This is a genomic window from Salinicoccus halodurans, assembly GCF_900114445.1.
Classification (GTDB): domain Bacteria; phylum Bacillota; class Bacilli; order Staphylococcales; family Salinicoccaceae; genus Salinicoccus; species Salinicoccus halodurans.
Genome location: NZ_FOTB01000005.1, coordinates 250,725 through 274,943, shown reverse-complemented (window position 1 = coordinate 274,943; position 24,219 = coordinate 250,725). Strand labels below are relative to the sequence as shown.

Annotated in this window: 26 protein-coding genes; 5 read left to right on the top strand and 21 right to left on the bottom strand. The window is 42.0% G+C overall.

Annotated features, from left to right (window positions below; genetic code table 11):
* Positions 1–168: 168 nt before the first annotated feature.
* From BM271_RS11975 to BM271_RS11955, 5 genes are all read right to left on the bottom strand, one after another.
* On the bottom strand, positions 169–1,020 hold the full coding sequence (locus BM271_RS11975; RefSeq protein WP_046790694.1) for an aldo/keto reductase: 852 nt from the start codon (positions 1,018–1,020) through the stop codon (positions 169–171).
* Positions 1,021–1,039: 19 nt separating this feature from the next.
* Entirely contained in the window at positions 1,040–2,170 is a 1,131-nt protein-coding gene (locus tag BM271_RS14115; RefSeq protein ID WP_052749891.1) for a DUF1722 domain-containing protein, read from the bottom strand.
* A 144-nt stretch (positions 2,171–2,314) separates the two neighbouring features.
* Positions 2,315–3,709, bottom strand: a complete 1,395-nt coding sequence (gene rlmD, locus BM271_RS11965; RefSeq protein WP_046790695.1) for a 23S rRNA (uracil(1939)-C(5))-methyltransferase RlmD — start codon at positions 3,707–3,709, stop codon at positions 2,315–2,317.
* 92 nt (positions 3,710–3,801) lie between these two features.
* Positions 3,802–4,326 (bottom strand): RDD family protein, encoded by a 525-nt coding sequence (locus BM271_RS11960; RefSeq protein ID WP_046790696.1) that lies wholly within the window; start codon positions 4,324–4,326, stop codon positions 3,802–3,804.
* 15 nt (positions 4,327–4,341) lie between these two features.
* Positions 4,342–4,761, bottom strand: a complete 420-nt coding sequence (locus BM271_RS11955; protein ID WP_046790697.1) for a hypothetical protein — start codon at positions 4,759–4,761, stop codon at positions 4,342–4,344.
* 135 nt (positions 4,762–4,896) lie between these two features.
* Between BM271_RS11955 and BM271_RS11950 the strand changes: the two genes are divergently transcribed.
* Positions 4,897–5,796, top strand: coding sequence for a protein-ADP-ribose hydrolase (locus tag BM271_RS11950; protein WP_052749892.1), 900 nt, complete (start codon positions 4,897–4,899; stop codon positions 5,794–5,796).
* A gap of 29 nt (positions 5,797–5,825) precedes the next feature.
* On the opposite strand, the gene BM271_RS11945 is transcribed toward BM271_RS11950, so the two are convergent.
* From BM271_RS11945 to cysK, 3 genes are all read right to left on the bottom strand, one after another.
* A complete protein-coding gene (locus BM271_RS11945; RefSeq protein ID WP_046790698.1) occupies positions 5,826–6,770 on the bottom strand; it encodes a VOC family protein in 945 nt (314 codons plus the stop codon).
* A 24-nt stretch (positions 6,771–6,794) separates the two neighbouring features.
* The gene (locus tag BM271_RS11940; protein ID WP_046790699.1) at positions 6,795–7,577 is read right to left on the bottom strand and encodes an ABC transporter ATP-binding protein; all 783 of its coding nucleotides are present in this window, start codon (positions 7,575–7,577) and stop codon (positions 6,795–6,797) included.
* 91 nt (positions 7,578–7,668) lie between these two features.
* Positions 7,669–8,589 (bottom strand): cysteine synthase A, encoded by a 921-nt coding sequence (gene cysK, locus BM271_RS11935; RefSeq protein ID WP_046790700.1) that lies wholly within the window; start codon positions 8,587–8,589, stop codon positions 7,669–7,671.
* Positions 8,590–8,647: 58 nt separating this feature from the next.
* Here cysK and BM271_RS14425 point away from each other — a divergent pair, with 58 nt between their 5' ends.
* The gene (locus BM271_RS14425; protein ID WP_046790701.1) at positions 8,648–8,875 is read left to right on the top strand and encodes a hypothetical protein; all 228 of its coding nucleotides are present in this window, start codon (positions 8,648–8,650) and stop codon (positions 8,873–8,875) included.
* Positions 8,876–8,906: 31 nt separating this feature from the next.
* On the opposite strand, the gene BM271_RS11930 is transcribed toward BM271_RS14425, so the two are convergent.
* The 5 genes from BM271_RS11930 to dcm all read right to left on the bottom strand — a co-directional run bounded on the left by BM271_RS11930 (position 8,907) and on the right by dcm (position 12,731).
* Positions 8,907–9,878: a tRNA dihydrouridine synthase gene (locus tag BM271_RS11930; protein WP_046791545.1), complete on the bottom strand. Its 972-nt coding sequence runs from the start codon at positions 9,876–9,878 to the stop codon at positions 8,907–8,909.
* A gap of 40 nt (positions 9,879–9,918) precedes the next feature.
* Positions 9,919–10,089 (bottom strand): hypothetical protein, encoded by a 171-nt coding sequence (locus BM271_RS14320; RefSeq protein WP_159430864.1) that lies wholly within the window; start codon positions 10,087–10,089, stop codon positions 9,919–9,921.
* The gene (locus BM271_RS11925; RefSeq protein WP_046790702.1) at positions 10,082–10,501 is read right to left on the bottom strand and encodes a very short patch repair endonuclease; all 420 of its coding nucleotides are present in this window, start codon (positions 10,499–10,501) and stop codon (positions 10,082–10,084) included. Before BM271_RS11925 ends, BM271_RS14320 begins: the two co-directional genes overlap by 8 nt.
* 75 nt (positions 10,502–10,576) lie before the next feature.
* A complete protein-coding gene (locus tag BM271_RS11920; protein ID WP_052749893.1) occupies positions 10,577–11,752 on the bottom strand; it encodes a type II restriction endonuclease in 1,176 nt (391 codons plus the stop codon).
* On the bottom strand, positions 11,739–12,731 hold the full coding sequence (dcm, locus tag BM271_RS11915) for a DNA (cytosine-5-)-methyltransferase (RefSeq protein WP_046790703.1): 993 nt from the start codon (positions 12,729–12,731) through the stop codon (positions 11,739–11,741). The genes BM271_RS11920 and dcm overlap by 14 nt, the downstream gene beginning before the upstream one ends.
* 109 nt (positions 12,732–12,840) lie before the next feature.
* Here dcm and BM271_RS11910 point away from each other — a divergent pair, with 109 nt between their 5' ends.
* Positions 12,841–13,137, top strand: a complete 297-nt coding sequence (locus tag BM271_RS11910) for a hypothetical protein (protein ID WP_046790704.1) — start codon at positions 12,841–12,843, stop codon at positions 13,135–13,137.
* 287 nt (positions 13,138–13,424) lie between these two features.
* Here BM271_RS11910 and BM271_RS11905 read toward each other — a convergent pair whose 3' ends face one another.
* Genes BM271_RS11905 through BM271_RS11895 form a run of 3 tightly spaced genes read right to left on the bottom strand, consistent with a single transcriptional unit; the run spans position 13,425 to position 16,861 of the window.
* Positions 13,425–13,670, bottom strand: a complete 246-nt coding sequence (locus tag BM271_RS11905) for a hypothetical protein (protein WP_143544946.1) — start codon at positions 13,668–13,670, stop codon at positions 13,425–13,427.
* 39 nt (positions 13,671–13,709) lie between these two features.
* A complete protein-coding gene (gene rlmD / locus BM271_RS11900; protein WP_046790706.1) occupies positions 13,710–15,068 on the bottom strand; it encodes a 23S rRNA (uracil(1939)-C(5))-methyltransferase RlmD in 1,359 nt (452 codons plus the stop codon).
* Between the two features lie 11 nt (positions 15,069–15,079).
* On the bottom strand, positions 15,080–16,861 hold the full coding sequence (locus tag BM271_RS11895) for a 5'-nucleotidase C-terminal domain-containing protein (RefSeq protein ID WP_046790707.1): 1,782 nt from the start codon (positions 16,859–16,861) through the stop codon (positions 15,080–15,082).
* An 87-nt stretch (positions 16,862–16,948) separates the two neighbouring features.
* On the opposite strand from BM271_RS11895, the gene BM271_RS11890 reads away from it, so the two are divergent.
* Positions 16,949–17,761 carry a glucose 1-dehydrogenase gene (locus tag BM271_RS11890; protein WP_420806933.1) on the top strand — a complete coding sequence of 271 codons (813 nt, stop codon included), beginning with the start codon at positions 16,949–16,951 and terminating at the stop codon, positions 17,759–17,761.
* Here the strand turns inward: BM271_RS11890 and BM271_RS14530 are convergent.
* The 3 genes from BM271_RS14530 to BM271_RS11870 form a co-directional block, all read right to left on the bottom strand.
* Positions 17,685–18,134 carry a hypothetical protein gene (locus tag BM271_RS14530; RefSeq protein WP_234960573.1) on the bottom strand — a complete coding sequence of 150 codons (450 nt, stop codon included), beginning with the start codon at positions 18,132–18,134 and terminating at the stop codon, positions 17,685–17,687. The two genes, BM271_RS11890 and BM271_RS14530, sit on opposite strands and share 77 nt — an antisense overlap.
* A 451-nt stretch (positions 18,135–18,585) precedes the next feature.
* A complete protein-coding gene (locus BM271_RS11875; protein WP_046790708.1) occupies positions 18,586–19,521 on the bottom strand; it encodes a diacylglycerol kinase in 936 nt (311 codons plus the stop codon).
* A gap of 156 nt (positions 19,522–19,677) precedes the next feature.
* Positions 19,678–20,184, bottom strand: a complete 507-nt coding sequence (locus BM271_RS11870) for a GrpB family protein (RefSeq protein WP_046790709.1) — start codon at positions 20,182–20,184, stop codon at positions 19,678–19,680.
* A gap of 124 nt (positions 20,185–20,308) precedes the next feature.
* Between BM271_RS11870 and BM271_RS11865 the strand changes: the two genes are divergently transcribed.
* On the top strand, positions 20,309–21,061 hold the full coding sequence (locus tag BM271_RS11865; RefSeq protein WP_046790710.1) for a hypothetical protein: 753 nt from the start codon (positions 20,309–20,311) through the stop codon (positions 21,059–21,061).
* A 241-nt stretch (positions 21,062–21,302) separates the two neighbouring features.
* On the opposite strand, the gene gatB is transcribed toward BM271_RS11865, so the two are convergent.
* Both gatB and gatA read right to left on the bottom strand, forming a co-directional pair.
* Entirely contained in the window at positions 21,303–22,733 is a 1,431-nt protein-coding gene (gene gatB / locus BM271_RS11860) for an Asp-tRNA(Asn)/Glu-tRNA(Gln) amidotransferase subunit GatB (RefSeq protein WP_046790711.1), read from the bottom strand.
* Positions 22,733–24,208, bottom strand: a complete 1,476-nt coding sequence (gatA, locus tag BM271_RS11855) for an Asp-tRNA(Asn)/Glu-tRNA(Gln) amidotransferase subunit GatA (RefSeq protein ID WP_046790712.1) — start codon at positions 24,206–24,208, stop codon at positions 22,733–22,735. Before gatA ends, gatB begins: the two co-directional genes overlap by 1 nt.
* Positions 24,209–24,219: the final 11 nt, after the last annotated feature.

The following is a 24,219-nucleotide window of genomic DNA, read 5'->3' as shown; positions in this document are numbered from 1 at the left end:
CCTCCTTAATCACTGTAACGCTTAAATCATATATTTCTTTAATTATAAACATAATACCCTTACCTTCAAAGCCCAAGCACTATTGAACAGTAAAAAACATGTCCGGCTGTACTTTGTCCGGACATGTTTCTCATTGACTTTCCATTTTCAGCTTTATATGGCGGTTTATTAAACAAACTCTTCATACTCATTCGGATGCTGGCCTTCCACCCTGCCGGGCTCCCCTTTATCCAGATCATCTATGGCATTTAATTCTTCATCAGTCAGCTCAAAATCGAACACATCCAGGTTCTGTTTCTGGTGAAGAGGTGAAGATGATCTTGGAATCACCAGTACATCATTCTGCACATTCCAGCGCACAATGATCTGGGCCGTTGCTTTATCGTGTTTTTCGGCGATCTTTCTGATGGTCTCATTTTCCAGAACATCGTTGATTTCCCGTCCGAATGGACTCCACGCCTCCGGCATGATACCGAGGCGCTTGTTATCTTCAACCAGCTCTTTATTATTAAAATAAGGATGCCGTTCAATTTGGTTGGTCGCCGGCGTGACACCTGTTTCATCAATGATTTTCTCAAGATGCTCTGTAAGGAAATTCGATACACCGATTGTCTTTATCAGCCCAAATTTCTGTGCATCTATCAGCGCCTGCCATGCTTCCACATATTTACCCTGCTTCGGCAGCGGCCAATGTATAAGATACTTATCGAAATAATCGATTCCCAGACGATACAGGGATTCCTGGATCAGCTGGATCGCCTGATCGTAGTCATGAGCGGCACCGGGGAGTTTTGAATTGATGATCAATTCTTCCCTTGGAACGATTGTGCGGCGGATGGCTTCTCCCACTGCTCCTTCGTTATTATAATTAGTCGAGGTGTCTATTAGACGGTATCCATTCTCTTCTATTGCCGTGACGATACTGTTCACGCCTTTGGCGCCTTTGAGATCGATGGTCCCAAGACCTATTGCCGGCGTGCTGCTGCCATCATTCAATTGATAATTTTTATCCATTGTCATCATCAAACTTCCTTTCTTTCTACGTTCTTCCGTGTGTTTTGGCTACTGTCGAGTTGAGTAGATACGGTTCTCTGTACTTCAAGGCCAGGAATGCCACAAAATCATTGATTTTTTCAATATCCAGAGCCAACATTAATTCTTCATACTGCTTTTTTTCATCCTCATCAGCTTTATTCTTGAAATAGCCCCAGACATGCTGGAAATAGTTTCGTATATGTTTCTCATCGTATTTTTTCCGGTAGGCTTCATCGAGCAACTGTCTGAATTGTGAAACGGACATCTCCGTTCCCTCTTTGAACAGTTCACGAATTTCATCGTAAATCTTCTGACTTTTGGACAGGATGAAGTACTTCTCTTCCGCCCACACCTGTTCAAGCATGCCGACATCTTTTTGAGTCAGCTGGATTTCCTGCATGCGGCCGAGGAATGAGCGTTTATACATGTAGTGGCGGAGCAGCGGCATTTCTCCATTGGGGTAATAGCCGAACGGAGCATTCATTGCATCCATATATTTAATTTCCTTACTCGCCGGATGCTGGTCGATCAATATATAACCAAGATATATTTCCGATTCCGGTCTGTAGTCCGTGTGAGACTTGTCTTTTTCGGCATAAAGGTTGATAAGTCCGGTTTTTGTTTTATAATCCATACGAAATTTGAAATATTCATTCCCATAACTGTGGGTGGAATAATAGTTATGATTCATGTTAGTCTTTTTCGGAAACCATCTCACAATCTTTCCCAAATGCCGGTATAAATCACCCGTTTTAAATATATCGACGAAACGCAATACATTCCTGTATTTCAGAAATAAATGGATTTTATAGAACAGCCCTATGGATTCAGAAGATGAATCAAATGGAAAATAAGGAAAATTCACACCGATGATATCAATGGGTCTTAATGCATGATTGAATCGGACTGAACACCCTTTAATGTTGACCAGCCAATTTGGCACTCGTCCCGATGTGGAGGCATTCGAGAGGCGTACGAGTGCATGCTCGACATCTCCGAAAATTGCTTTCCCCATTTCATTCAGTGCCACCTGCCCTTTATGGTGTGACCCCGCGCCGTGTGCTCTTCTACTTCCGGGATCATGCACATCGAATCTTTCTATCAAGTCAATGATGATATCACCTGCCGTTTTCATGAGTTCCTCCCTTCGTCTTTCAAATATTATTCTATTCCCTGCAAATCAAGCATTCAATCACGCTATAAATCCAAATCGTTCAAATAAAAAAGAACCGGACAAATATGTCCGGTTCCGAAGTTTGGCTTTAAACAATATGAAATATTATTTTTCAATTCTTCTTAAAATCGAGACAACTTCAACATGGACAGTGTGCGGGAATAGATCCACCGGCTGCACCTGTTCCAATTCGTATCCGAATTCTCTCAGCCATGTAATATCGTCGGCGAATGATTCAGGATTGCAGGAAACATACACTACCCTGTCTGTCTGGAGCCTGCCGATTCTTCTCATCACTTTGCCGCCGGCACCCGAGCGCGGCGGATCCAACATGAGAAGATCCGGTATTCCCCATGTCTCAAGCACTTCATCCATGCCGCGTCTGGCATCTTTGGCAAGAAAGAATGTATTGTCTATTCCATTATCCCCTGCATTGCGTTTCGCGGATTCTATGGAAGACTCCACTATCTCAATGCCGGCAAGTTCTTTTACTCTCGCAGCAAACGGCAATGAAAATGTCCCTACGCCACAGAACAGATCGATCATACGCTCCTGTTTCTTAGCATCAGCCATCTCTATCGCCAGATCCACGAGTTTTTCTGCCTGTGCCGGATTTGTCTGGAAGAAAGTATCAAACCAGATTCTATACTTATAGCCGTACATTTCATCATTGATATAATCTCTGCCATATAATGTGTGCGTCTTCTCTGATTGGGCCATATCCGCCCAATCCCTGTTTTCCATCCACATCAGACTTTTCACGTTCTTGAATTTATCCGTGATCCTTGCAATCAGATTGTCCACTGCATTTTGCAGCGCGCCATCCGGTGATTCAGTTGCAAATACAGCGAGCATGAGTTCATCCGTCTTCTGGGATTGTCTCACCATCAGATTGCGGAGCAGCCCTGTATGCTGATCTTTATCATAGCCGCTCAGGTTGAATTCTTTTCTCCACTCCGAGACCTCGAGCATCGTCTCCACCATCTCATCCCCTGCAATCAGGCAGGTATCAAGATCGATGACTTTACGGAAATTCCCCAGCTCATGCATGCCAAGCGAACCGTCACGACCGAATGTGAATTCCATTTTATTACGGTATTCCCATGGATTTTCAGCACCAAGCGCATTTTTGACGACACTCGTATCAAATCCATGATGATTCAGGAACCGCTTCACTTCATCGGTTTTATACTCGAGTTGGTTTTTGTATGACCAATGCTGCCAGACACATCCCCCGCACAATTCAAAATGCGGACAGGCAGCCTCAATCCTCTCGGGACTTTCTTTGATAATCTCATCAGCCAGTACACGGGCCACTTTCCGGTTTGGATTTGAAACCGTCACTTCCGCTTCTTCACCGATCAAGGTCTGCGGCACATTCAGCTTCAGTTTCCGTGGATTGCTTCCACCTGTATCTCTCCATACTGCACCCATACCGGATCCCTTTTTATCCAATTTCTCTATGGTCACAGTATGCTTTTCATAATCTTGATTGGACACACTAGCAACTCCTCAAAATATCTATTGCTCAATTATAGTTAAATCTCTATATATTTTATAGAGTGTAAACCGTATTGGCAATAGATTCATACTTACTTATCCTTAAGCACATAGGTATTCACAGCAATGTCATAAACCGACTGCTTTTTCTTCGTAAAAATTGCTGTCAGTATATATGCCAATATCAGCATATAAGTAAGTATACCAATAATCCAGTCTTCAAGCGCCACATTATTATCACCCACATTCGCCATCCTGAAAGCCGTATAGTGTCCGAATTCCCACGGAATGAATTTAACCAGATTTCTTCCGAAAGAATGAAAGAAAGACGGGCGCTTTCCTTTTGAGTTGATCACCTTAAGCTCCATCTTCCTCTTGCCGAATGTCCCATGGCTCAAGCCAGAGTCAAAAAAGGAAAAATAAAGCGCGACAGGCAGAGTGACGAGACAAAAAGCGGTCAGCTGAGATCTCAGGACCGAATGCAGAAACAGCTCCTGTATCTTTGGTCCGATGAACATGGACATGACTACAATCGACACCAAATACAGGAAGATGATAATGTAATCGAAAAGGAAAGCTTTGAATCTGGCTAAAAACCGGGCGTAGACTGCATTCATGAATTCCATTCCTCTTTAAATCCAGAGTTTAATCAGGAGACCGATTGAAAGTCCGAACACGCCATGGCCGAATGTCCAGTAGAACCATGCTGCAGTATCGTTGTACGCAGGCGGCGTTTCTGTCAATGCACTGAGGAAATACAAAACCCCTCCTCCTGCTGCAAATACTAAAACGTAGGGCCACACATCCATTTCCCGTCCAAAAGGGAACAATATATAAAACAGAATGACTGCACTGGCTATGCAGGTTACATAGTGAAATAAAACCCCAGTAATCCAGTAATGATCCCATTTCTTTAAAACAGGCATATAGTCCATGTTATAAAGCAGTATATCCGCCTTATTTCCAGTAATTTTACGAATGATCTTCATTATTCCCGCGAGTATCACTCCAGAAATAATTCCTATTAAAATGAGTTTAATAAAAGTAGTCATCACAGCACTCCATGAATAATTGATTTTCAGTATACTTTTTTATACCCATTCCAGGCATTTTTTATCGCTCAGACTTTTACTTGGATAATTTTTATCCTGCATGTCAAAATAGTATTAAAGGCGAGGTGATCATTAATGGAACAGTTATCCCTTGATAAATATGCATCAAATATAAAACTCCGGGAGCCGTTCATTCCAAAACAGAGTGAAATCTCCGATAAAGAAATTCTGGTTGATGACATTCTCTTCATATTGCGGAATGAAAAGGCGGGTACTCAGGATATTGATATACCGGAAGACTATAAGTCTAAAAGACGTCTGATCAGAGCACTCCTCAATATCAGGCAGCCCCTTCCCTTGGATAAGGAAATGATGATAAAACTGGATACTTTACTGCAGATTGAACTGGATGAAAAAACAATCATCGAAGCGGAGCAGCTGGAAACCATCCGATCACATTATCCAGATACTTCATTATCCCAGGCAGATAAGATGAGTCTCTGGCAGGGTGATATTACTGAGCTGAGGGCCGATGCCATAACGAATGCCGCCAATGCACAACTCCTCGGCTGCATGCAGCCGCTGCACAATTGTGTAGACAACGCTATCCATTCCGCTGCCGGGCCACAGCTTCGGGATGATTGTGCCGAAATCATTCATGTACAAAAAGCGGATGAGCAAACAGGAGATGCTAAAATAACAAGAAGCTACAACCTTCCGTCCGGATATGTACTCCATACTGTCGGCCCGACCGTGCCAAAAGGAGACGGGCTGACGGAACGGCACATGCAGGAGTTGGCTTCAAGCTACAGTTCCTGTCTGGAGATCGCCAGTCAATTCGATGATATAAAAACTTTAGTGTTCCCTTCGATCTCAACAGGTGAATTCGGCTTTCCCATCACCCAGGCAGCAGAGATTGCTGTCGGCACGGTAAATGAATGGCTGGAAAATAATACGCATGACTTTGAAAAAATCATATTTAATGTGTTCAATGAAGCCGACAAGGATGTTTATATGAAAATATTCCGCCAATAATTAAACCTCCGGGATTCCCGGAGGCATTTTTATGTCCATTCTTCTATCGGCTTGAGTTTCGATTCTATTTCGTCCCTCTCCTCTTCCAGAAATGGCGGCAGATCCAGGCGCATTCCCAGCTCCTCTACTGAGGCATCCGCTGTGAAACCACGTGCTTCTGTTCCGACGATTTCGATCATCACGCCATTATCTTCGCGGAAGTAGAGACTGTCGAAATAGTATCTGTCCTTCACTCCTGTGGTTACATACCCCTTCTCTTTCAAAAGCCGGTCCCATTCTTCAAGTGATCTCCCTGCAGATTGGATTGCCAGATGATGGACGCTGCCCCTCCCCGGCCGTTCTTTATCCTCAGAAGATTCCTGTATGAGGATTTCTCCAAACACTTCCCCTTCCACCGCCTGCATAAGTGCTTTTTCACCATCTTCAAAGCTCAGTGTATATCCAAACAGGTCTTCGAGCAGACTTACCAGCCTTCCCTTATTGCTTACTGTTATCTCTACAGTGCCCATGCCAAGAATCTGGTGTGCTTTGGCGATTTCGTTTTCGCTCCATGGTGACCATTCATCAGGTATTTCTCCTCCAGCATGGTTGATCAGTATCAGTTTCAGTCCTTCATGATCTTCAAAAACCAGTGCATCCCTGCCGGCATATTCAGCAATTCCTTCATTTTTCACATCGTACTTGTCCAGTCTCTCCTGCCAGTAAAACAGTGAATCATACGATGGCACAAGGAGGCCGATACCTGAAATTGCGTCCGTTCCCCTGCGTGCAGCACCTATGTTGGGAATTTCGAAAAAAGTCAGATCATTGCCGGCAGCACCGGTTGTATCACCGTAAAACACATGATACATGCCAGTATCTCCCTGATTCACAGATATTTTGACTCTTCTCAAACCTAGTACTTCTGTATAGAACCGGTTATTCTCTTTTAAATCTTTTGTAAACATGGATATGTGATGATGTCTTCTGATCATTGAACAGCAACCGCCTTTATAATATTATTTAATTATGCTCATCCACGGCCGTCCGCCTTCCCAATGTACTTTTACCGGAATTTTATAAGTATCTGAAAGCAGTTCATCAGTAAGCACTTCATTTTTCGGACCTTCTGCGACGATTTTTCCATCGCGTACCAGAAGTACATGGGTGATGGCGTTTGTTATCTCCTCGATATGATGCGTCACGTATAACAGATGGGAAGATCTTCCCGCCACTTCTTCTGACATATCAAGAACATCCTCTCTGGCAAGAACATCAAGCCCTGAACAGGGTTCATCGAGTATAAGCAGTTCCGGTCCTGCCATTAAAGCTCGGCCGATCAGAATTCTGCGCTGCTCCCCCTGTGACATCAGATTATATGTTTTGCCTTTCAAATAAGACAATCGTAATTCATTTAATATGTCATCTGCTTTTTCATAATCTGCATCAGTGATTTCCTGATACAGGCCAAACGATGCATATTTACCGCTGACAATGATATTCTCTGCTGTTTCACGGTTCATCGTCTGGGAAAATCGTCCAAGTGAACTGCTGACATAGCCGATTTTTTTGCGCATATCCGGGAGGCTGGATTTTCCAAATTCAGCATCCAGCACTTTGACTCTTCCCGAAGTGGGATAGTTGTAACCTGTCACGATATTAAGCAAAGAAGTTTTGCCGGAACCGTTCAGTCCCAGAATCGCCCAATGTTCCCCCGTGTTGACCGTCCAGTTGATATCTTTAAGTATTTCTTCGCCGCTTCTTCTCCAGCAAACATTTTCCAAAGTGATAATCCCGTCCATAATCCAGTCACTCCTGGTGAAAATTTTATTTGTACTTTAACATGAATATACATAAAAAGACGACGGAATCAAAGTCCGCCGTCCTTTATACTCATTCATCAAAAAGATTCATGCTTAAATAACGTTCGCCTGTATCCGGGGCTATGGCCAGCACACGTTTGCCCGGTCCGAGTTTCCTGGCAACTTCAATCGCTGCAAAGGCAGATGCGCCTGCAGAAGGACCGACGAAAATTCCTTCTTCCCTGGCCAGCCTTTTAAACATGTCCACCGCATCTTCATCAGCAATCTGGATGATTTCATCATAGACATCCGTGTTTAAAATATTCGGGATGAAACCGGGACTGGTACCGACCAATTTGTGTTTTCCCGGCTCGCCGCCTGATAACACAGGTGAACCTTCCGGTTCAACTACCGCGATATGGAGATGCGGCAGATGTTCTTTCAAAGTTTCACCGGTTCCGGTGATGGTACCACCCGTGCCCGCGGTCGCAACAAAAGCATCCAGATCATTATCCATCTGTTCCAGTATTTCGACGGCAGTCGTCGTACGGTGTATATCAGGATTGGCAAAATTCTCAAACTGCTGCGGGATGAAACTGTTCGGAATATCCGCCTGAAGCTCTTTTGCCTTCCTGATACATCCCGGCATCTTCTCTTCGCTCGGTGTGAGCACCACTTCCGCCCCATAGGCTTTGAGCAGATTGATACGCTCGTTCGTAGAACTGTCAGGCAGCACGAAAATTGCCCTGTAGCCTTTGGCAGCAGCATTCATCGCCAAGCCGATCCCTGTGTTACCGCTTGTCGGTTCAATGATTGTTCCTCCCGGCTTCACAAGACCTTCTTCTTCCGCCTTTTTGAGCATGGCAAAAGCTGCGCGGTCCTTGACGCTTTTACTTGGATTGAACATTTCCAGTTTGACATAAACATCCGCCGCGCCCTCTGGCACCACTTTATTCAGTTTTACAACCGGTGTATCACCGATCAGATCAACAATACTATCCACTCTGTTCATGACAGAACCCTCTTTTCACGTTTAATTCCTATTACCATAGTATATTATAAAACGGCGAATGGTCAAAGTCACATCATCCGTCTTCATTCATAAAAGGACTCAACGCGCCATACAAGGCGGCATCATTAAACAATTCAGCTATGCTGAATTCAGTTTTCAAAAAACCAGGCGGCAGGAATGCTTCTATATGTTTTTCCATGATGGGGATTATCATTCTGAACTGGAATTTAAAGGTTCCAGAGAATTCAACCAGTTCGTCGAACTGAGCTACAAAGTAAAAAAATAATTCAAAAAATCCAAGGGAGTCCCTTGGATTTTTACTGTTCTACCATATTTTCAGAAAAGTTTCTCAGCAGACCGCGTGCTTCATCTGTAGACTTTGTATTCATCAAGCTGTTTCTCAACTGTCCCGCACCCCGGAAACCTTTGACATATATTTTGAAAAACCGGTGGAGCTGGGTGTAGTGCCGGAGTTCAAGTCCGGAATACTTGTCATGGAGATCGAGGTGCAGTTTCAGAAGATCCAGCAGCTCTTCACTGGTATGCTCTTTTGGTTCGTGTTCAAAGGCAAATGGATTTTTGAAGATGCCGCGTCCGATCATTACACCGTCCACACCATATTTTTCCGCAAGTTCCATGCCCGTCTGACGGTCCGGAATATCTCCGTTGATTGTGAGGAGTGTATCCGGTGCAATCTCGTCCCGGAGTTCCTTTATCTCCGGGATCAGTTCCCAGTGTGCATCAAACTTGCTCATTTCCTTACGTGTACGCAGGTGTATCGAAAGGTTCGCTATGTCCTGCTCCAGCACATGCCTCAGCCAATCGTGCCATTCATCTATTTCGGTATAGCCGAGCCGCGTCTTTACACTGACAGGCAGACCGCCCGCTTTAGCGGCCTGGATTAGTTCAGCCGCAACCTCGGGACGGCAGATCAGCCCGCTCCCTTTGCCGTCACCGGCAACGTTCGGGACGGGACAGCCCATGTTAAGGTCCAGGCCCTTGAATCCACGCTCCGCCATGCCGATGCTCATCTGGCGGAAATGTTCAGGTTTGTCCCCCCAAATATGGGCGACAATCGGCTGTTCATCCTCAGTAAAAGTCAGTCTTCCTCGCAGACTGTGGATGCCTTCAGGGTGGCAGTAGCTGTCCGAGTTTGTAAACTCCGTGAAGAATACATCCGGTTCAGCCGCTTCCGCCACTACATGGCGGAATACGACATCCGTCACATCCTCCATCGGTGCGAGCACAAAAAAAGGCCGCGGAAGATCGCGCCAAAAATTCTCTTTCATATATAAATTCCTTTCATCGCTTTTATGCGTATCACTCATTTCAATCATTATATTTTACACCAGATACAAATAAAAATCCAGATTCTAAAATCCGGATTTTCTTCTGCTCATCTATTTTTTTCAGCGGTTTGGCCGGCACACCGGCAACCACTGTATCTGCCGGCATATTTTGATCCCAGCCTACATATATAAAAGTACTTAACTTAGCCATTTTTTTTAGCTAAATTTATAAACTCACTTAATTCCTCAACTACGTTACCTAAATCCATTTTCACATCGTGCTCCCATATTCGTTTTATATACCAATTTTTTTCTCTATAGTATTCATTAACTTCCTGATCTCTTTCTGCATTCCTTTTAAGTTTCTTTTTCCAAAATTCAGTATTAGTCTTGGGCGTATTCCCATGGATAGGACATTGGTGCCAGAAACAAGAATCTATAAATATAACAATTTTATACTTTTTTATTGAGATGTCAGGTTTACCAAATAAATCTTTAGTATTTCTCCTAAATCGATACCCTTCGTTCCATAATTTACTGGATATAATAGATTCCAATTTAGATATAGATCTAATGGCTTTCATATTTTTTCTTCTTTGATCGGCAGTTAAAACATCAGTCATTATAAACACACCTATTATAAGAGCATAATAAATAATAATATTTACTTATAACTATACCTTATGAATTTAAATTATTTAACTCATCATATAAATATATTTATCTTGTGCAAAATCAATAAATTGCTGCACTGTCCAAATTTTATCTTTAAAAGATTTGGGATATTGTTTATGATAGGGCTTTGGTACTACTAACTGCAAATTAGCTGCTTCCATTTCTTCTAACTGATTTTCTGATATCCCTTGCTGTAAAGTAATTAGATGTTTCCTTTCTACCCTTTCCCCTTCACTTAATACTTGTCTCCATCGATCTTTACATGTTGTTTTAGCTCCTACTAATATTAAATTTTCAGCTGGAAATTCTGAGTTCTGATAATCTTCCGTTGAAGGTAAAAGAAAGTCAGGTTTTTTTCTTCCTTCTGTTTTTCCAGGATTATCAAAAGGAAGTTTGTATTTTTTGAATATATAATTCACATGATGTTCAAGACTTCTACCGGCTCTACTTTTTCTTCTATTTAAGGCACTGTTAGCAAAATCCAACAATGGTTGTAATTCATTAAAGGGTTCAGTTATGTATTCTTTATAAATTTGCTTCTCTAACATTTTAAATACATCATATTCTGTATCTACCCAGTTAACCAAATCACTATCTGGATTTATTTCATTTTTATGATGGTACTCCATAAAAGTTTTCCTTGAAATATCAGACATAACAATACTTGCAGGAAAATGATCATATCCATGAATTAATTTTTTTATAATTAATTCAAATGATTCTTTTTCTATTGTTTCGTCATTTTCATAATAAGTCATGTGATTTTCTGCAAGAGATAGTGAAAAAGTCTCTATAAATTCTTCAATTTCCTCTTCGGTATTAAATATATATACTTTGTATTCATCAATATGCATTGGTATGAAAAGTATTAATGCTCCAACCATTTCAGTATGAGGAATAAAAATATTTGTCCAAAAACGAGTTATTCTGAATTCTTTTTTCGAGCTATAATAAACTAGTCGACTTTCAAATTCTGTTTCATCATTAAAGTTTATCTTTACTTTTCTACTTTTTATTTCATTATTTGGTATGGGACCTTCAAAAAATATATCCCATGAACTCATATTCAAATATACTCCTGTTTGATGAGATCCGTTTGCTCCAGTGTCATTTGCGGATAAAAATTTACAAAAAAAGCAACCAATACCTCTGGCCGCTTCTATTGCATTAAATATACTTTCTCTTTCATTTTGTTGCATACTGTATCTCTCCCTCATCCTTAGGATTTTCAACAATTTGCCCTTGTTCTAATGAAAAAATCATTTTTTCAGCTATCATTTCAACAACGGGGACAGCAACACTGTTACCAAATTGTTTATAAGCAGCTGTATTACTAACAACAATTTTAAAATCTTCCGGAAAGCCTTGAAGGCGTGCACATTCTCTCGGGGTTAACCTTCTTGGGTTTTTTCCTTCTTCTTGAGGGATAAGTATCTCAGATCCATCTTTGTGATACCTTGCAGATAGTGTTCTGCTATGAGAATTCAAATCTGCCAATCCAAATCCAAAACCATTCCCTTTCTCAGCATGCTTTTTTTTATAATTCTGAAGATAACCCCATAGTTTATCAGATAAAGTATATTTATCTTCAACAGTTTCTTCAAGAATTGAACTTAAAGGAGGACCATTTAACGGCACTTCTGGAAATTCAAAATCCATAGGGTCTTTAAAACCGACTAAATATATTCTTTCTCTATTTTGAGGGACTAGTCCTTTAGCATTTATAACTTGATCGTAAACAGTATATCCGAGTTCTTCTTCCAAAACTTTTTTAATTACTTTATATGTGTTCCCTTTATCATGACTTCTTAGATTCTTCACATTCTCTAATAAGAACATTTTAGGTTGTTTTGCTTTGATAATTTTAGCAATATCAAAAAACAAAGTACCCTGAGTCTCATCCAAAAAACCATGCTTAAGGCCCAAGCTATTTTTCTTACTCACTCCAGCAAGAGAAAATGGTTGGCAAGGGAAGCCTGCCAATAAAATTTCATGATCTGGAATCTCTTCTGCGGAAATACTTTTTATATCACCATAAGGTTTTTCATTAAAATTCGCCTCATAAGTTTCTTTAGCCTTCCCATCCCACTCAGATGAGAAAACACATTGACCATACGGCTCAAATGCTAATCGTATACCACCAATACCAGCAAATAGATCTATAAATCTATATAGCATTATTATCACTCCTGTTCTGTTTATTATAGCAGGTATTACACAACACGAATATTTTTTATGGTAAAATAGTTTATTATATATTTTAACTACATAAAAGGTGTGTTACCTAATGTTAAACATCGCCGTTTATTATAAATTAGACAAACATGAGACAGATACCAAAGCTGTCAACCGTATCAATTTATTAATTAATACACTTACTTCTAAAAAATACAATATTAAACAAGTATTTATCGATGAATGGTCTGATAACAAACAATTGAATAAACTTCTTGAGTTTCAATTAGAAGAATTAGATATCCTATATTTAAAGGACCACTCAAATGATTACTTTAACGAGGAATTATTAAATGAAGTTGCAAAAATCAATGATTTTTCAATAGTTAATTTTGACTCACAAATTTAACTTCTCCTTTATAATAAGACCACTGTATTTTTAGAGGATATTTCATACTTAATAATTTCAGGTTATTTTTAAACAAAAGGAGAGATGGAAAAGCCATTGATGTATGATGTTTCAAATATTTAAGATGGAAAGATAAGAAGTCTTCTTCCTCTCCATCAAAATACTTATAACAAAATAGGCTCTCTAATGAATTATAATATTCTTTTTATCTTTTTCATACTGCTCCAAAACTTCAATCTGTTTTAGTTTTGGCAGATTTTTTATAAAGTCAATAAAGGGAATATCCATTAAATGATATTTATAGTATGATTTTCTTTTATTGAGAACATCACCTCTATAAAATTCTTGTCTAATATTTCTTTAATAATATTTAATTTGGAGACAGACCTATCTTTAATCTTTACTAGATAATCTTTCGGTATAATAACCTGAAGGTCTATATCTTCATCGAACCCCCCTATATTTGAAACAATTAACTTTGCTGCCTTAAACTCTTCAATAGGAGTTTTAATTTCGGAAAATATGTAATCCATAACAAAATCATCGAGTTTAAAATACAATCCTGAATAAATTTATTTCATGAGCTCCAGCGCCACTACACCTTCGACATGGTTCGTCTGCGGGAACATATCGACCGGTGTGACCGGGCTTACATCATACCCTTGCGCGTTTAAGTATTTAAGATCTCTCTGCAGCGTACTTGGGTTGCATGAGACATAGATGATTTTTTGCGGCTTCACTTCGGCAAGTGCTTCCAAAAATTCAGGATGACATCCTTTTCTGGGCGGATCGACGAATACGACATCGGGCTTCACACCCTGGCTCACGAGTTTCTTCATCACTTCTTCCGACTTGCCCAGATGATAGTCTGCATTTTCCACACCGTTCAGCTCTGCATTTTCCTTCGCATCTTCCACTGCGGAATCCACAACTTCAATACCGATGATCCTCTCTGCCTTATCAGATGCGCACAGACCGATTGTTCCGATTCCGCAATACGTATCGATGATTGTCTCATCGCCTTTAAGGTCTGCCGCTTCCAGTGCCTCTTTATACAGCTTCTCTGTCTGTTCGTGATTTACCTGGTAGAATGATCTTGCCCTGATACGGAATTTCTTCCCGAGCAGTGTATCTGTGATGTAGTCCTGTCCATAAAGGATGTTTGTCTTATTCCCAAAAATCACATTCGTTTTCTCTGTGTTTACATTTTGCACAATGCTTGTGACCATCGGGAAATGTTCTGTAATCGCCTGATTGATTCCCCCGAACACATTTTTTCTGCCGTTGGTTACAAAAGCGATCTGTACTTCGGAATCATCATTGTTGGAACGGATGATGACGTGTCTGAGCAGCCCCTGATGCTTTGCTTCATCATAAATCGATACTTTTTCATCGTTGAGTAATTCTTTGATGAAAACCATAAGGTCGTTATGGATTTCCTTCTGTATCAGGCAATGATGGATATCAACAATGTCATGGCTGCGGGGTTTGTAAAATCCCATCTCCACTTTACCATCATTGAATTTCACCGGTATCTGGGATTTGTTACGGTAGTACATCGGTGTTTCCATGCCGATCGTATCATTGACTGTCTGATTGAGCTGCGCCATGCGGTTGATGCTTTTATCCATTGTACCTTTTTTGAAGACTCGCTGTTCTGTGTAATCCAGTGTTTGAATCTGACAGCCGCCGCACTGGAAATAGTACGGGCATGGCGGTTCTATCCTGTTTTTTGCAGGTTCGATGACATTGATGAGCTTTCCGAATCCGAATTTCTTATTGGCCTTCAGCACTTTGACTTCAATTTCTTCTCCCACGAGTACATCGGGGACGAAAATCGGATAGTGCTCCACTTTGATGACTCCCATTCCTTCATGAGTGTAGTCTGTCACTGTTTTTGTATAGTATTCATTTTTGGATACTGTGGTCATATTCATCCCTCTTAATCCAGATTGATTTCATACCAGCTGAAGCCGTCACCCTTTTCTTCAAGGTGCTTTATCTGCTGATCTTCTGTTATATAATCTTTCGCTTTTGTTGCTGTGCTTATTTTATATCTGCCCCTGGGTAGTATGGTCATCGGATCGCTCAGAACGAAATCAGGACTGTCCTTTATATATTCGATGACAATATCCCTTACATTCAGCTGCGATTCATGCAGTATTTCAGCATTTCTTAAAAATGGCGTGTAGGCTACACGGTAGCTGTTGGCAGGCACGATAAATACTTCCTCATCCTCTACTGCCTTTCCCCTGTACCTCACTTCAACCAGTCTTGATGAGTTGTTAATAAGTTTAGCTGTACTATCATACTTCGGCGGCTGTGTAATGTCAAAGACATAATCGAGGTCGAAGAAAGTATCATAATTATAGCTCGGGAATCCATCTCTTGAACGGTTCGGTTTCAATAAAATATCCGTCTCATCCGGGGAGTTGAACTGCGATGCACTCCACTCCAGCCATTCCTTGAGTGTGGCGCCGTTGATCTTGATGATGACCATCGAATTGGCATGCTTGTATAAATTAATAGCCTCCGACAATGTAACCTCTCCTGCCTCAAGCACTGTAAAGTCATCAGGCCCGTCTCTGCCGGCTTTGATCGCAGCATTGAAACCAAGGACCGGCTGACTTTCAAGCTCCCCTGACTGAATCAGTTTTTCCGTATAGGCTTTGCCTGCTTCAGCCACAACCTGTACTGCTTTTGAAGGAAACAGCCTTGAGAAATAAGTATGCCATACAGCCTCTATTTTACCGATCGGCTGAGACAGGAATTCCCGTACTTTTTGATGATCCGGCTCGTATTTATTCTTAAGTTCCTGTGTGAGCGGGATTTCCCTGGTGTCGATCAGACATGCAGTCCGGTCGAGGCTGTTCCAGGAGCCATCCTTTTTTTCAATTTCAAAAGTGAGCATTCCTAAATGGCTTGCATAAACGCCCGGCTGGACCATCGGCTTGTCGTTGATTGTGCCCTTTCTGAAATCGATAGTGCCGATTTCAACTTCAAAATCTGCATCGGGAAAAAACTCATGTGTATGACCGAATATGATACCGTCGATATTTTTGACCATTGTCATCAGAAGCGTTTGGTTCTCCCCGTATTTCCTGAGATGATCCGGGTTCTTGCTCAGACCCGAATGGGAAAGCAGTATAGTCATGTCTGCACCTGCGGCTTTCATCTCAGCCGCAGTCTCTTCCACCGTCTTTCTCATGTCCGCGACAGTCAGCCTGCCTTCCAGGTGGAATGCGTCCCACTTCATAATCTGGGTGGGGACGACGCTCAGGAAACCGATCTTTATTATCCCGGACGATGTTTCTTTTTCCAATATTTCGTAGGGCAGCACACGCTTTTTCAGTGGATGATCTTTGAAATCCACATTGGCATTGATGATTACCGGCTCGATCTCCTTATAAACTGTGTACAGATAATCCAGGCCGAAATTGAATTCGTGGTTGCCGATCCCGATGATGTCATACAGGTCATTGATGATTTTGGGTACAAGCATGCTCCCGGCGCGATGCTCATAATCGTAATCATTCCAGACACCTCCCTGCAGAATATCTCCGTTATCAACGGTCAGAACAATTTCTTCGGGGTTTTCCTGTTTATACCAATCGATATAGGATTTTATATGGAGCAGGCTTGAATTCTTATCTGTATCGGTAAAGTAATCATAGGGATAGATTGCACCATGGACATCAGTCGTTGCAAATACCGTCAGTTTCATAATGCACCTCATAATCGTAGTAGTTATCATTATATCAGATACAGTCAGGCAATAAGCATATCGATTAAAATAACGGGTATAGTCCAAATGATCAAAACAGAAAGTGGTGAGCATGTGTATAAAGAATTGAACGGCAAGACTGCAGTGGTTACCGGCGGATCCAGCGGAATTGGCAAAGCGATCGTTGAGCGCTTTTTTTCAGAGGGGATGAATGTACTGTTTTCTTTCCACAGCGACGAAGAGGCAGCAGATAAAATAGCAGGGGCACTCGACAGTGACAGGGTTTTGACTCAAAAATGCGATGTCACGAAGGAAGAAGAAGTGATTGCTCTCGTCCGGCATGCGATTGATCACTTCGGCGGTGTCGATGTCATGGTCAATAATGCCGGCATCCAGGCGGATGTGCCGAGCCACGAACTGGCCGTCGAAGATTTTGATAAAGTGATCAATACGAATCTGCGCGGTGTCTTCATAGGTTCCAAAGAGGCAATCAAACATTACCTGGATACTGATAAGAAAGGCAGCATCATCAACATATCCAGTGTCCACGAAATCATACCCTGGCCCCACTACGCTCACTATACAGCTAGTAAAGGCGGGGTAAAACTGCTGACCCAGACACTTGCCCTTGAATATTCAAGGCTCGGCATCCGCGTGAACAATATCGCCCCGGGCAGTGTGAATACCCCGATCAATGAGGATTTCTTCTCCACCGCCGAGGAAAAAAAGGGCGCTGATGATTTCGTGCCGATGGGATTCGTTGCTGAACCCGAACACATTTCAAATATCGCAGCATTCATGGCTTCGGAAGAATCAATCTATATTACAGGACAGTCAATTGTTGCAGACGGCGGCTTGAGTCTGTATCCTTCACACCGTAATCCGGAACATGACGGATAAATATTATTATGCTAAAAAACGTTCCTTTACTGTTAACAGTCAGTAAAGGAAACGTTTTTTCACATTTTATATTTTCCTTTTTCTTCTTTGCTTTCTCTTTCTTTCTCTGCTCCTCTTTTTTCTTCCCCCTCTCTTTCTGAAGCCGGTCCTGGAGCTCCTTCATTTCATCCTGATATTCCGTTTCTATATCGGATGTGGAGGGAAGAAAAGGTGTTCTATTATGGTCTATTCTCCTGCCATACCTGATGAGTTCGTATATGATCATGCCGTTATTCGGCATTCCGTTTATCGTTTTCATCGGAACCGAATCAAACAGGACGTAATAAAACGTGTAGAAGATGAATCGGTTCCAGAACGTGGCCTGCTCTTCCATATATCCATTTGCGAGCAGAGCGTTTATTTATAAGCCCTACAGCGACATTGATCAATATCGGACTCAAATAGAGACAGACATACGCAAATTTCCCATGGTGTCTGAGTTTATCATAGGAAAAACAGCTGTAGAGATGATAATATTTGCGCACATCAAACATCCCCACTTTAAAAAGACGAGGACCCGACCCCGATGTAACTCGGGGATTCACAGCGCCAAATATCTTCCCACCAATCAGGTATCCCATTTCCCTGAGAAATATGACAACCGGAAGTATAAAAAATGCTGATATTATTAAAGAGATCAATTCCGCTATGCCGAACATACACTGACAGCTCCTGCTACATTTCGTTTTTAAATACGGTTATATGATTATTAAATATACTTCCCCAATCCTCCGGGCACAAACCTGATTAAAAAAATCCGGAACCTCTTTTTGAGGCTCCGGATTCTAATAGTTGTATTTGTCTTTTTTGTCATTCAGTATATGTGTATTAAAGAAAGCTTCAGGCACTCTCACTTCCAGATGCTCTTTCAGGTTTTGGAAATGTGCAGGCAGCACGCCCCCGAATTCACCATCCAGATTCAGCTGTACTTCTTCATAGGAGGAAATGTGGACATCCTGCGCCTTGAACACATGCACTTTGGAATGTTTCAGGTGTTCCCCTCTTGTCGCAAGGGTTAGAATATGTCCCAGTTCCGCGAGACTCGCTTCTTCGACAATGATCAATGAAAACTTGCCGTCGTTGAATTTCGCATCCGGCACCAGCTTATCAAAACCGCCGATTGAATTTGTAAGCCCCAGCAGGAACAGCATGACTTTCCCTTCAAAAATATTACCGTCATAATCGATTCTGACATTTGAACTCCTGATCTGCGGCAGCATTTCAATCCCTTTGACATAATAGGCCAGAGGTCCGATGATAGCCTTCAATTTACTCGGTGCTTCATACGACACTGCTGTGATTTTTCCGCCGCCGCCGATATTCATGAAGTATTTGCTGTTCATCCTGCCCAGATCAATCCGTGCTGTTCTGCCGGTTATAATCATATCGACGGCTTCAAGTATATCCGAAGGAATAAGCAGTGCTTTGGCAAAATCATTCACAGTCCCCATCGGTACAATGCCTAGTGCCGGCCTGTCTTCAAAATCAGCCATGCCGTTTATCACTTCATTGACTGTCCCGTCACCGCCTGCGGCAACGATCAGATCAAAATCCATCTCACATGCTTTTATGGCAGCAAGCGTTGCATCCCCTTCTCCTGTAGTCGCATGCGTGCTTGCTATGTATCCGTTTATTTCCAGACGTTCAAGAACATCTGCCAGCGATTCTTTAAATGCTTCTCTTCCTGAAGTTGGATTATATATGATTCTCGCAGTTTTCATTTCTTTCTCCTAATCTCATGTTTTGAATATGAATAAAACAAATAGACACTAAGTAAAAATACGACAATCTGAAGTATGCGGGTCAGGACGGATAATTCCAATGTCGACATGAATATCATGATCCCGATCAGCACGAAATTCAGGACGAATAAAAATCTATACAATTTCGACTTCCCCCGGCCGGCCCATGATGCTTAAGAACAATTTTGATTTTTTCTTCTGGTACTCGTTAAACCCTATTTTGGATTTCAAGTAGGCATCTTTGATATTTTCCAATTGACGGGCGTAAACCGGGTTTTTATTGATGCAGTCCCTGCAGTAAAGGATATCTTTTTTCCGCTTCGAATTGTGCTCCATCAGTATGAAATTCACTTTGAAACCTTCATATGAGCAGCGCAGGATCGTCTCGCCTTTGTAATATTCAGTTACTGTTTCAACGACTTCGTAACCCTCATCAATCATATGACCAGGGAGGTTTCCCAATGATTCACTGTTTTTTACAAGGACCAGTATATCTATGTCTCCCGGCAGGTTTACAGATTCCAGACTCGTTGATCCCACATGATGTACTTCCATCACAATTGATTTATAATGATTGAGAATGTCGAGTGTCGCCTGAACATAACACTCGGATGCTTTTTTATATAGTAAGCTGTCATTCATTGTTTATCATTCCTATATATCATTCACAAAGAGTTTTGTGTATAATTAATTTGAAAATTTTTTTATTTTTCATATTATACCATATACTAGTAAAAGTATGAACATCCCGTATAAGGAGGGCACCATGAAGAATGTATTAATAGTCATATTGCTTATCGCCTTTGGCGCTGGGCTGTATGTAAACTTTGGCATGAGCCAGAATATTGATCAATCAGATATCATCTCCGAATCCACCGAAGGTGAAACAGAGGAAAACACTGAAGATGACGCCTCTCAAACTTCAGACGAAGATGGGAATTCCGGGAATCCGGCAACGAGTGGAGAAAACCTCACATTCAGCCAGGAACCTTTGCAGGAGCGCTATACACAGGCCGTAGAAAATAACGAGGCACTGATCATCGACGTCCTCCTCCCTTCGTATTATACAGATGGTTTCATTGAAACGCTTGCCGGGCAGTTTGGTACGGATAATATCCAGTTCAACCGTATCGATATTGATACCAACACAGTCGATTTGACCGAACTTACAGTCAGTGAGAACAGTGATGCTGTAATCATGGACGCATTGCAGATCAGAGATTATAACGACGAAGTGCTGCCGGAACGTAATGTCGACAATCTGACCAATGCCTACATGAATATTTACAACAGTGATAAAATCGTGTATATACTGGGGAACCCGAACGTACACGAACATGAAAACCTCGCGGACATCCTTGCAGAAGATCAGGCATCGCTTGTTGAAAATGACTATTTCTATATAGATAATCAGGATGTGTCGGTTGATGGCGAATTTTATGATTACGAAGCAGATACCCTGACACCCGAAACAGAAAGCCGGATCGCAGAAAGCATATACGGATATATGGTTGAATAAAAATTGAAGAAACGATAACAGAAGCACCGGCCCATTTGGGTCTGGTGCTTTTTTTGCGATTAGTCAACAGGTTTATGGCGGTTTTTCGTGATTTTAATTCCTTCTCTGAGGACGCTCTTCCCCTGTCACTTTGTATGATGATGACGCCCTTCTCCTCAACGAAACAAAACACTGAAGTGGAAATTCCCCCATCAAATAAAAAAACAGATACACACCGGCCGGTGTGTATCTGTTTAAATCATTATCTCTTATTAATTTCTTCCAACAGGATCTGGTTGACCATTTTAGGGTTGGCCTGCCCTTTGGATTTCTTCATGATCTGACCGACGAGGAAGCCGATTGCACGGTCTTTGCCGTTTTTGAAGTCTTCAATGGATTGTTCATTCGCATCAAGTACTTCTGTGACCATTTCGCCGAGGATTTTCGGATCTGAAATTTGTTCCATTCCAAGATCTTTGACAGTTTTTTTAGCATCTCCGCCTTTTTCAACCAGGACATTGAATACTTTCTTAGCCTGTTTACTGGAGATTGTACCATCTTCGATGAGTTTGATCATATCTGATAGATTTTGAGGTGTAAGCTCTGTTTCACCGAGTTCCACCTGATTTTTATTCAGATATTCATTTACACCACCCATCAACCAGTTGGAGGCGAGTTTCACATCCGCTCCATTTGTTTCCACCATTTCATTGAAGAAGTCTGATGTTTCTTTTTTCAAAGTCAAAACATGCGCATCATACGCGGGCAGTTCATACTCTTTCACATATTTTTCTTTCAATTCATCAGGAAGCAACGGGATGCTTTCGCGGATTCTGTCTTTCCAGTCCTGATCGATATGGATTTCTACAAGATCCGGTTCCGGGAAGTATCTGTAGTCATCGGAGCCTTCTTTGACACGCATCAGGATTGTTTCGTTCGTCTTCTCATCAAAACGGCGTGTCTCCTGTTCGATGATGCCGCCTTTCATCAGTACTTTCTCCTGACGTTTCTCTTCGTGTTCAAGACCTTTTCTAACGAAGTTGAATGAGTTCAAGTTCTTAAGTTCAGCTTTCGTACCGAATTCTTCCTGTCCGTATGGACGGAGTGAAATATTGGCATCACATCTGAGTGAGCCTTCTTCCATTTTCACATCGGATACGCCCGTGTACTGTATGATTGCCTTGAGTTTCTCCAAATAGGCATATGCTTCTTCCGGCGTACGGATATCCGGTTCGGAAACAATTTCCACAAGCGGTGTGCCCTGACGGTTCAGATCCACGAGTGAGTGGTCATCTTTATGCGTGGATTTACCCGCATCTTCTTCCAGATGCAAACGTGTGATTCCAATGCGTCTTGTTTCACCATTCACTTCGATGTCGATCCAGCCATTCTCACCAATCGGTCTGTCGAATTGTGAAATCTGGTATGCTTTCGGGTTATCAGGATAAAAATAGTTTTTACGGTCGAATTTAGTGATGTCCGCGATATCCATATTAAGTGCCATCGCTGCTTTCATACCGAAATTGATCGCTTCTTTGTTTGGAACGGGAAGTGTACCCGGATAGGCAAGATCCACTACACTCAGGTTGGTGTTTGGTCCGGCACCGAAATGTGCCGGTGCATCCGAGAACATTTTAGTGTTTGTTTTCAGTTCGACGTGGACTTCCAGTCCTATTACTGTTTCGAAATGCATTAGTGCACCTCCAACTGCAGGCTTTTCAATTGTTCATGAAGATTATACTGCTCTTCAAATTTGAATGCTGCGTTATAAATTTTCTTCTCATCAAAATGATTGCCAATGAGCTGCAGACCTATCGGACGTCCTTTTTCAGACAATCCGCTTGGTATGGACAGTGCAGGCATGCCAGTCAGGTTCGCCGGCACAGTAAGGATGTCATCCTTGTACATTTTCAGGCTGTCTTCACTTTTTTCACCGATTTCATATGCCGGTGTCGGTGTTGTCGGTCCCATGATCAGGTCATAGCTGGAGAATAATTCTTTCATTTCATCTTCCATCAGACTGCGTAGTTTCTGTGCCCTGATGTAATGCTGATCATAGTGTCCCGCACTGAGCACGAAAGTCCCCAGAAGAATTCTGCGTTTTACTTCTGATCCAAATCCTTCGGAACGTGTTTTCTTATAGTGTTCTTCCAATGTCTCTGCACCTTCAGCCTTATATCCGTAGCGGATACCGTCAAAACGGGCAAGGTTGGCACTGGCTTCACTGGATGCAATAAGATAATATGCGCTGACACCGTATTTAGTGTGCGGAATCGAAACCTCTTCCACTGTTGCGCCGAGTGATTCGAATATTTTAGCAGCATTCTTAACAGATTCACTCACTTCGTCATCGATGCCTTCACCGAGGAATTCTTTTGGAAGTGCTATTTTCATACCAGTAAGGTCAGCGTCGATGCCTTCAAGGAAAGTATTATCCATATCCGGCATGCTTGTCGCATCCTTTTGGTGGTTTCCTGAAATGATTTCAAGAACTTTTGCATTGTCTCTTACATTCCTGGTGATTGGACCGATCTGATCCAGTGAAGATGCGAATGCCACAAGACCATATCTTGATACACGGCCGTATGTCGGCTTCATTCCTACCACACCGCAGAAAGCTGAAGGCTGACGCACGGAACCACCGGTATCGGAACCCAGAGAAAATGGCACATACCCTGCTGCGACCGCTGCCGCAGAACCTCCGGATGATCCACCCGGCACCGCTTTTGTATCCCATGGATTACGCGCAACTTTAAAGTAGGAATTCTCTGTGGAGCCTCCCATTGCGAATTCATCCATGTTCTGTTTACCCATCATTACCGGGTTTTCATGGTTCAGTTTTTCCATAACCGTTGCATCATATACCGGATTGAAATCCTCCAGCATATGGCTCGCGCAAGTTGTCAGAATATCTTTTGTACAGATGTTGTCCTTGATTCCCATCGGAATGCCGAACAGCTGCCCATCCATCTTATCTTCTTCCTGAAGACGATCCAGCTCTTCCGCTCTTTTCAGGCCTTCTTCTTTATTGACAAATAAAAAAGAACCGATTGTCTCATCAGACGCCTCGATTCTATCGAACAGCGCGCCCACAACTTCCGAGGGCTTTATCTCTTTTGATTGTATCTTTTCATACAGTTCTTCAACTGTCAGCTCATGAATATTCACATTAAACCTCC

Bases quoted from the DNA above. Each gene is read 5' to 3' on its own strand.
- BM271_RS11925 (WP_046790702.1), bottom strand. From the start codon at position 10,501: ATGACTGATGTTTTAACTGCCGATCAAAGAAGAAAAAATATGAAAGCC.
- BM271_RS11890 (WP_420806933.1), top strand. From the start codon at position 16,949: ATGATCAAAACAGAAAGTGGTGAGCATGTGTATAAAGAATTGAACGGC.
- BM271_RS11930 (WP_046791545.1), bottom strand. From the start codon at position 9,878: ATGAAAGAGAATTTTTGGCGCGATCTTCCGCGGCCTTTTTTTGTGCTC.
- BM271_RS11905 (WP_143544946.1), bottom strand. From the start codon at position 13,670: ATGGATTACATATTTTCCGAAATTAAAACTCCTATTGAAGAGTTTAAG.
- BM271_RS14530 (WP_234960573.1), bottom strand. From the start codon at position 18,134: ATGGAAGAGCAGGCCACGTTCTGGAACCGATTCATCTTCTACACGTTT.
- BM271_RS14115 (WP_052749891.1), bottom strand. From the start codon at position 2,170: ATGAAAACGGCAGGTGATATCATCATTGACTTGATAGAAAGATTCGAT.
- cysK (WP_046790700.1), bottom strand. From the start codon at position 8,589: ATGAACAGAGTGGATAGTATTGTTGATCTGATCGGTGATACACCGGTT.
- gatB (WP_046790711.1), bottom strand. From the start codon at position 22,733: ATGCATTTCGAAACAGTAATAGGACTGGAAGTCCACGTCGAACTGAAA.
- BM271_RS11865 (WP_046790710.1), top strand. From the start codon at position 20,309: ATGAAGAATGTATTAATAGTCATATTGCTTATCGCCTTTGGCGCTGGG.
- dcm (WP_046790703.1), bottom strand. From the start codon at position 12,731: ATGCTATATAGATTTATAGATCTATTTGCTGGTATTGGTGGTATACGA.
- BM271_RS11960 (WP_046790696.1), bottom strand. From the start codon at position 4,326: ATGAATGCAGTCTACGCCCGGTTTTTAGCCAGATTCAAAGCTTTCCTT.
- BM271_RS11920 (WP_052749893.1), bottom strand. From the start codon at position 11,752: ATGCAACAAAATGAAAGAGAAAGTATATTTAATGCAATAGAAGCGGCC.
- BM271_RS11975 (WP_046790694.1), bottom strand. From the start codon at position 1,020: ATGACAATGGATAAAAATTATCAATTGAATGATGGCAGCAGCACGCCG.
- BM271_RS11945 (WP_046790698.1), bottom strand. From the start codon at position 6,770: ATGATCAGAAGACATCATCACATATCCATGTTTACAAAAGATTTAAAA.
- BM271_RS11895 (WP_046790707.1), bottom strand. From the start codon at position 16,861: ATGAAACTGACGGTATTTGCAACGACTGATGTCCATGGTGCAATCTAT.
- BM271_RS11875 (WP_046790708.1), bottom strand. From the start codon at position 19,521: ATGAAAACTGCGAGAATCATATATAATCCAACTTCAGGAAGAGAAGCA.
- BM271_RS11940 (WP_046790699.1), bottom strand. From the start codon at position 7,577: ATGGACGGGATTATCACTTTGGAAAATGTTTGCTGGAGAAGAAGCGGC.
- BM271_RS11950 (WP_052749892.1), top strand. From the start codon at position 4,897: ATGGAACAGTTATCCCTTGATAAATATGCATCAAATATAAAACTCCGG.
- BM271_RS14425 (WP_046790701.1), top strand. From the start codon at position 8,648: ATGGTCAAAGTCACATCATCCGTCTTCATTCATAAAAGGACTCAACGC.
- BM271_RS11955 (WP_046790697.1), bottom strand. From the start codon at position 4,761: ATGACTACTTTTATTAAACTCATTTTAATAGGAATTATTTCTGGAGTG.
- BM271_RS11910 (WP_046790704.1), top strand. From the start codon at position 12,841: ATGTTAAACATCGCCGTTTATTATAAATTAGACAAACATGAGACAGAT.
- rlmD (WP_046790706.1), bottom strand. From the start codon at position 15,068: ATGACCACAGTATCCAAAAATGAATACTATACAAAAACAGTGACAGAC.
- BM271_RS11870 (WP_046790709.1), bottom strand. From the start codon at position 20,184: ATGAATGACAGCTTACTATATAAAAAAGCATCCGAGTGTTATGTTCAG.
- BM271_RS14320 (WP_159430864.1), bottom strand. From the start codon at position 10,089: ATGGCTAAGTTAAGTACTTTTATATATGTAGGCTGGGATCAAAATATG.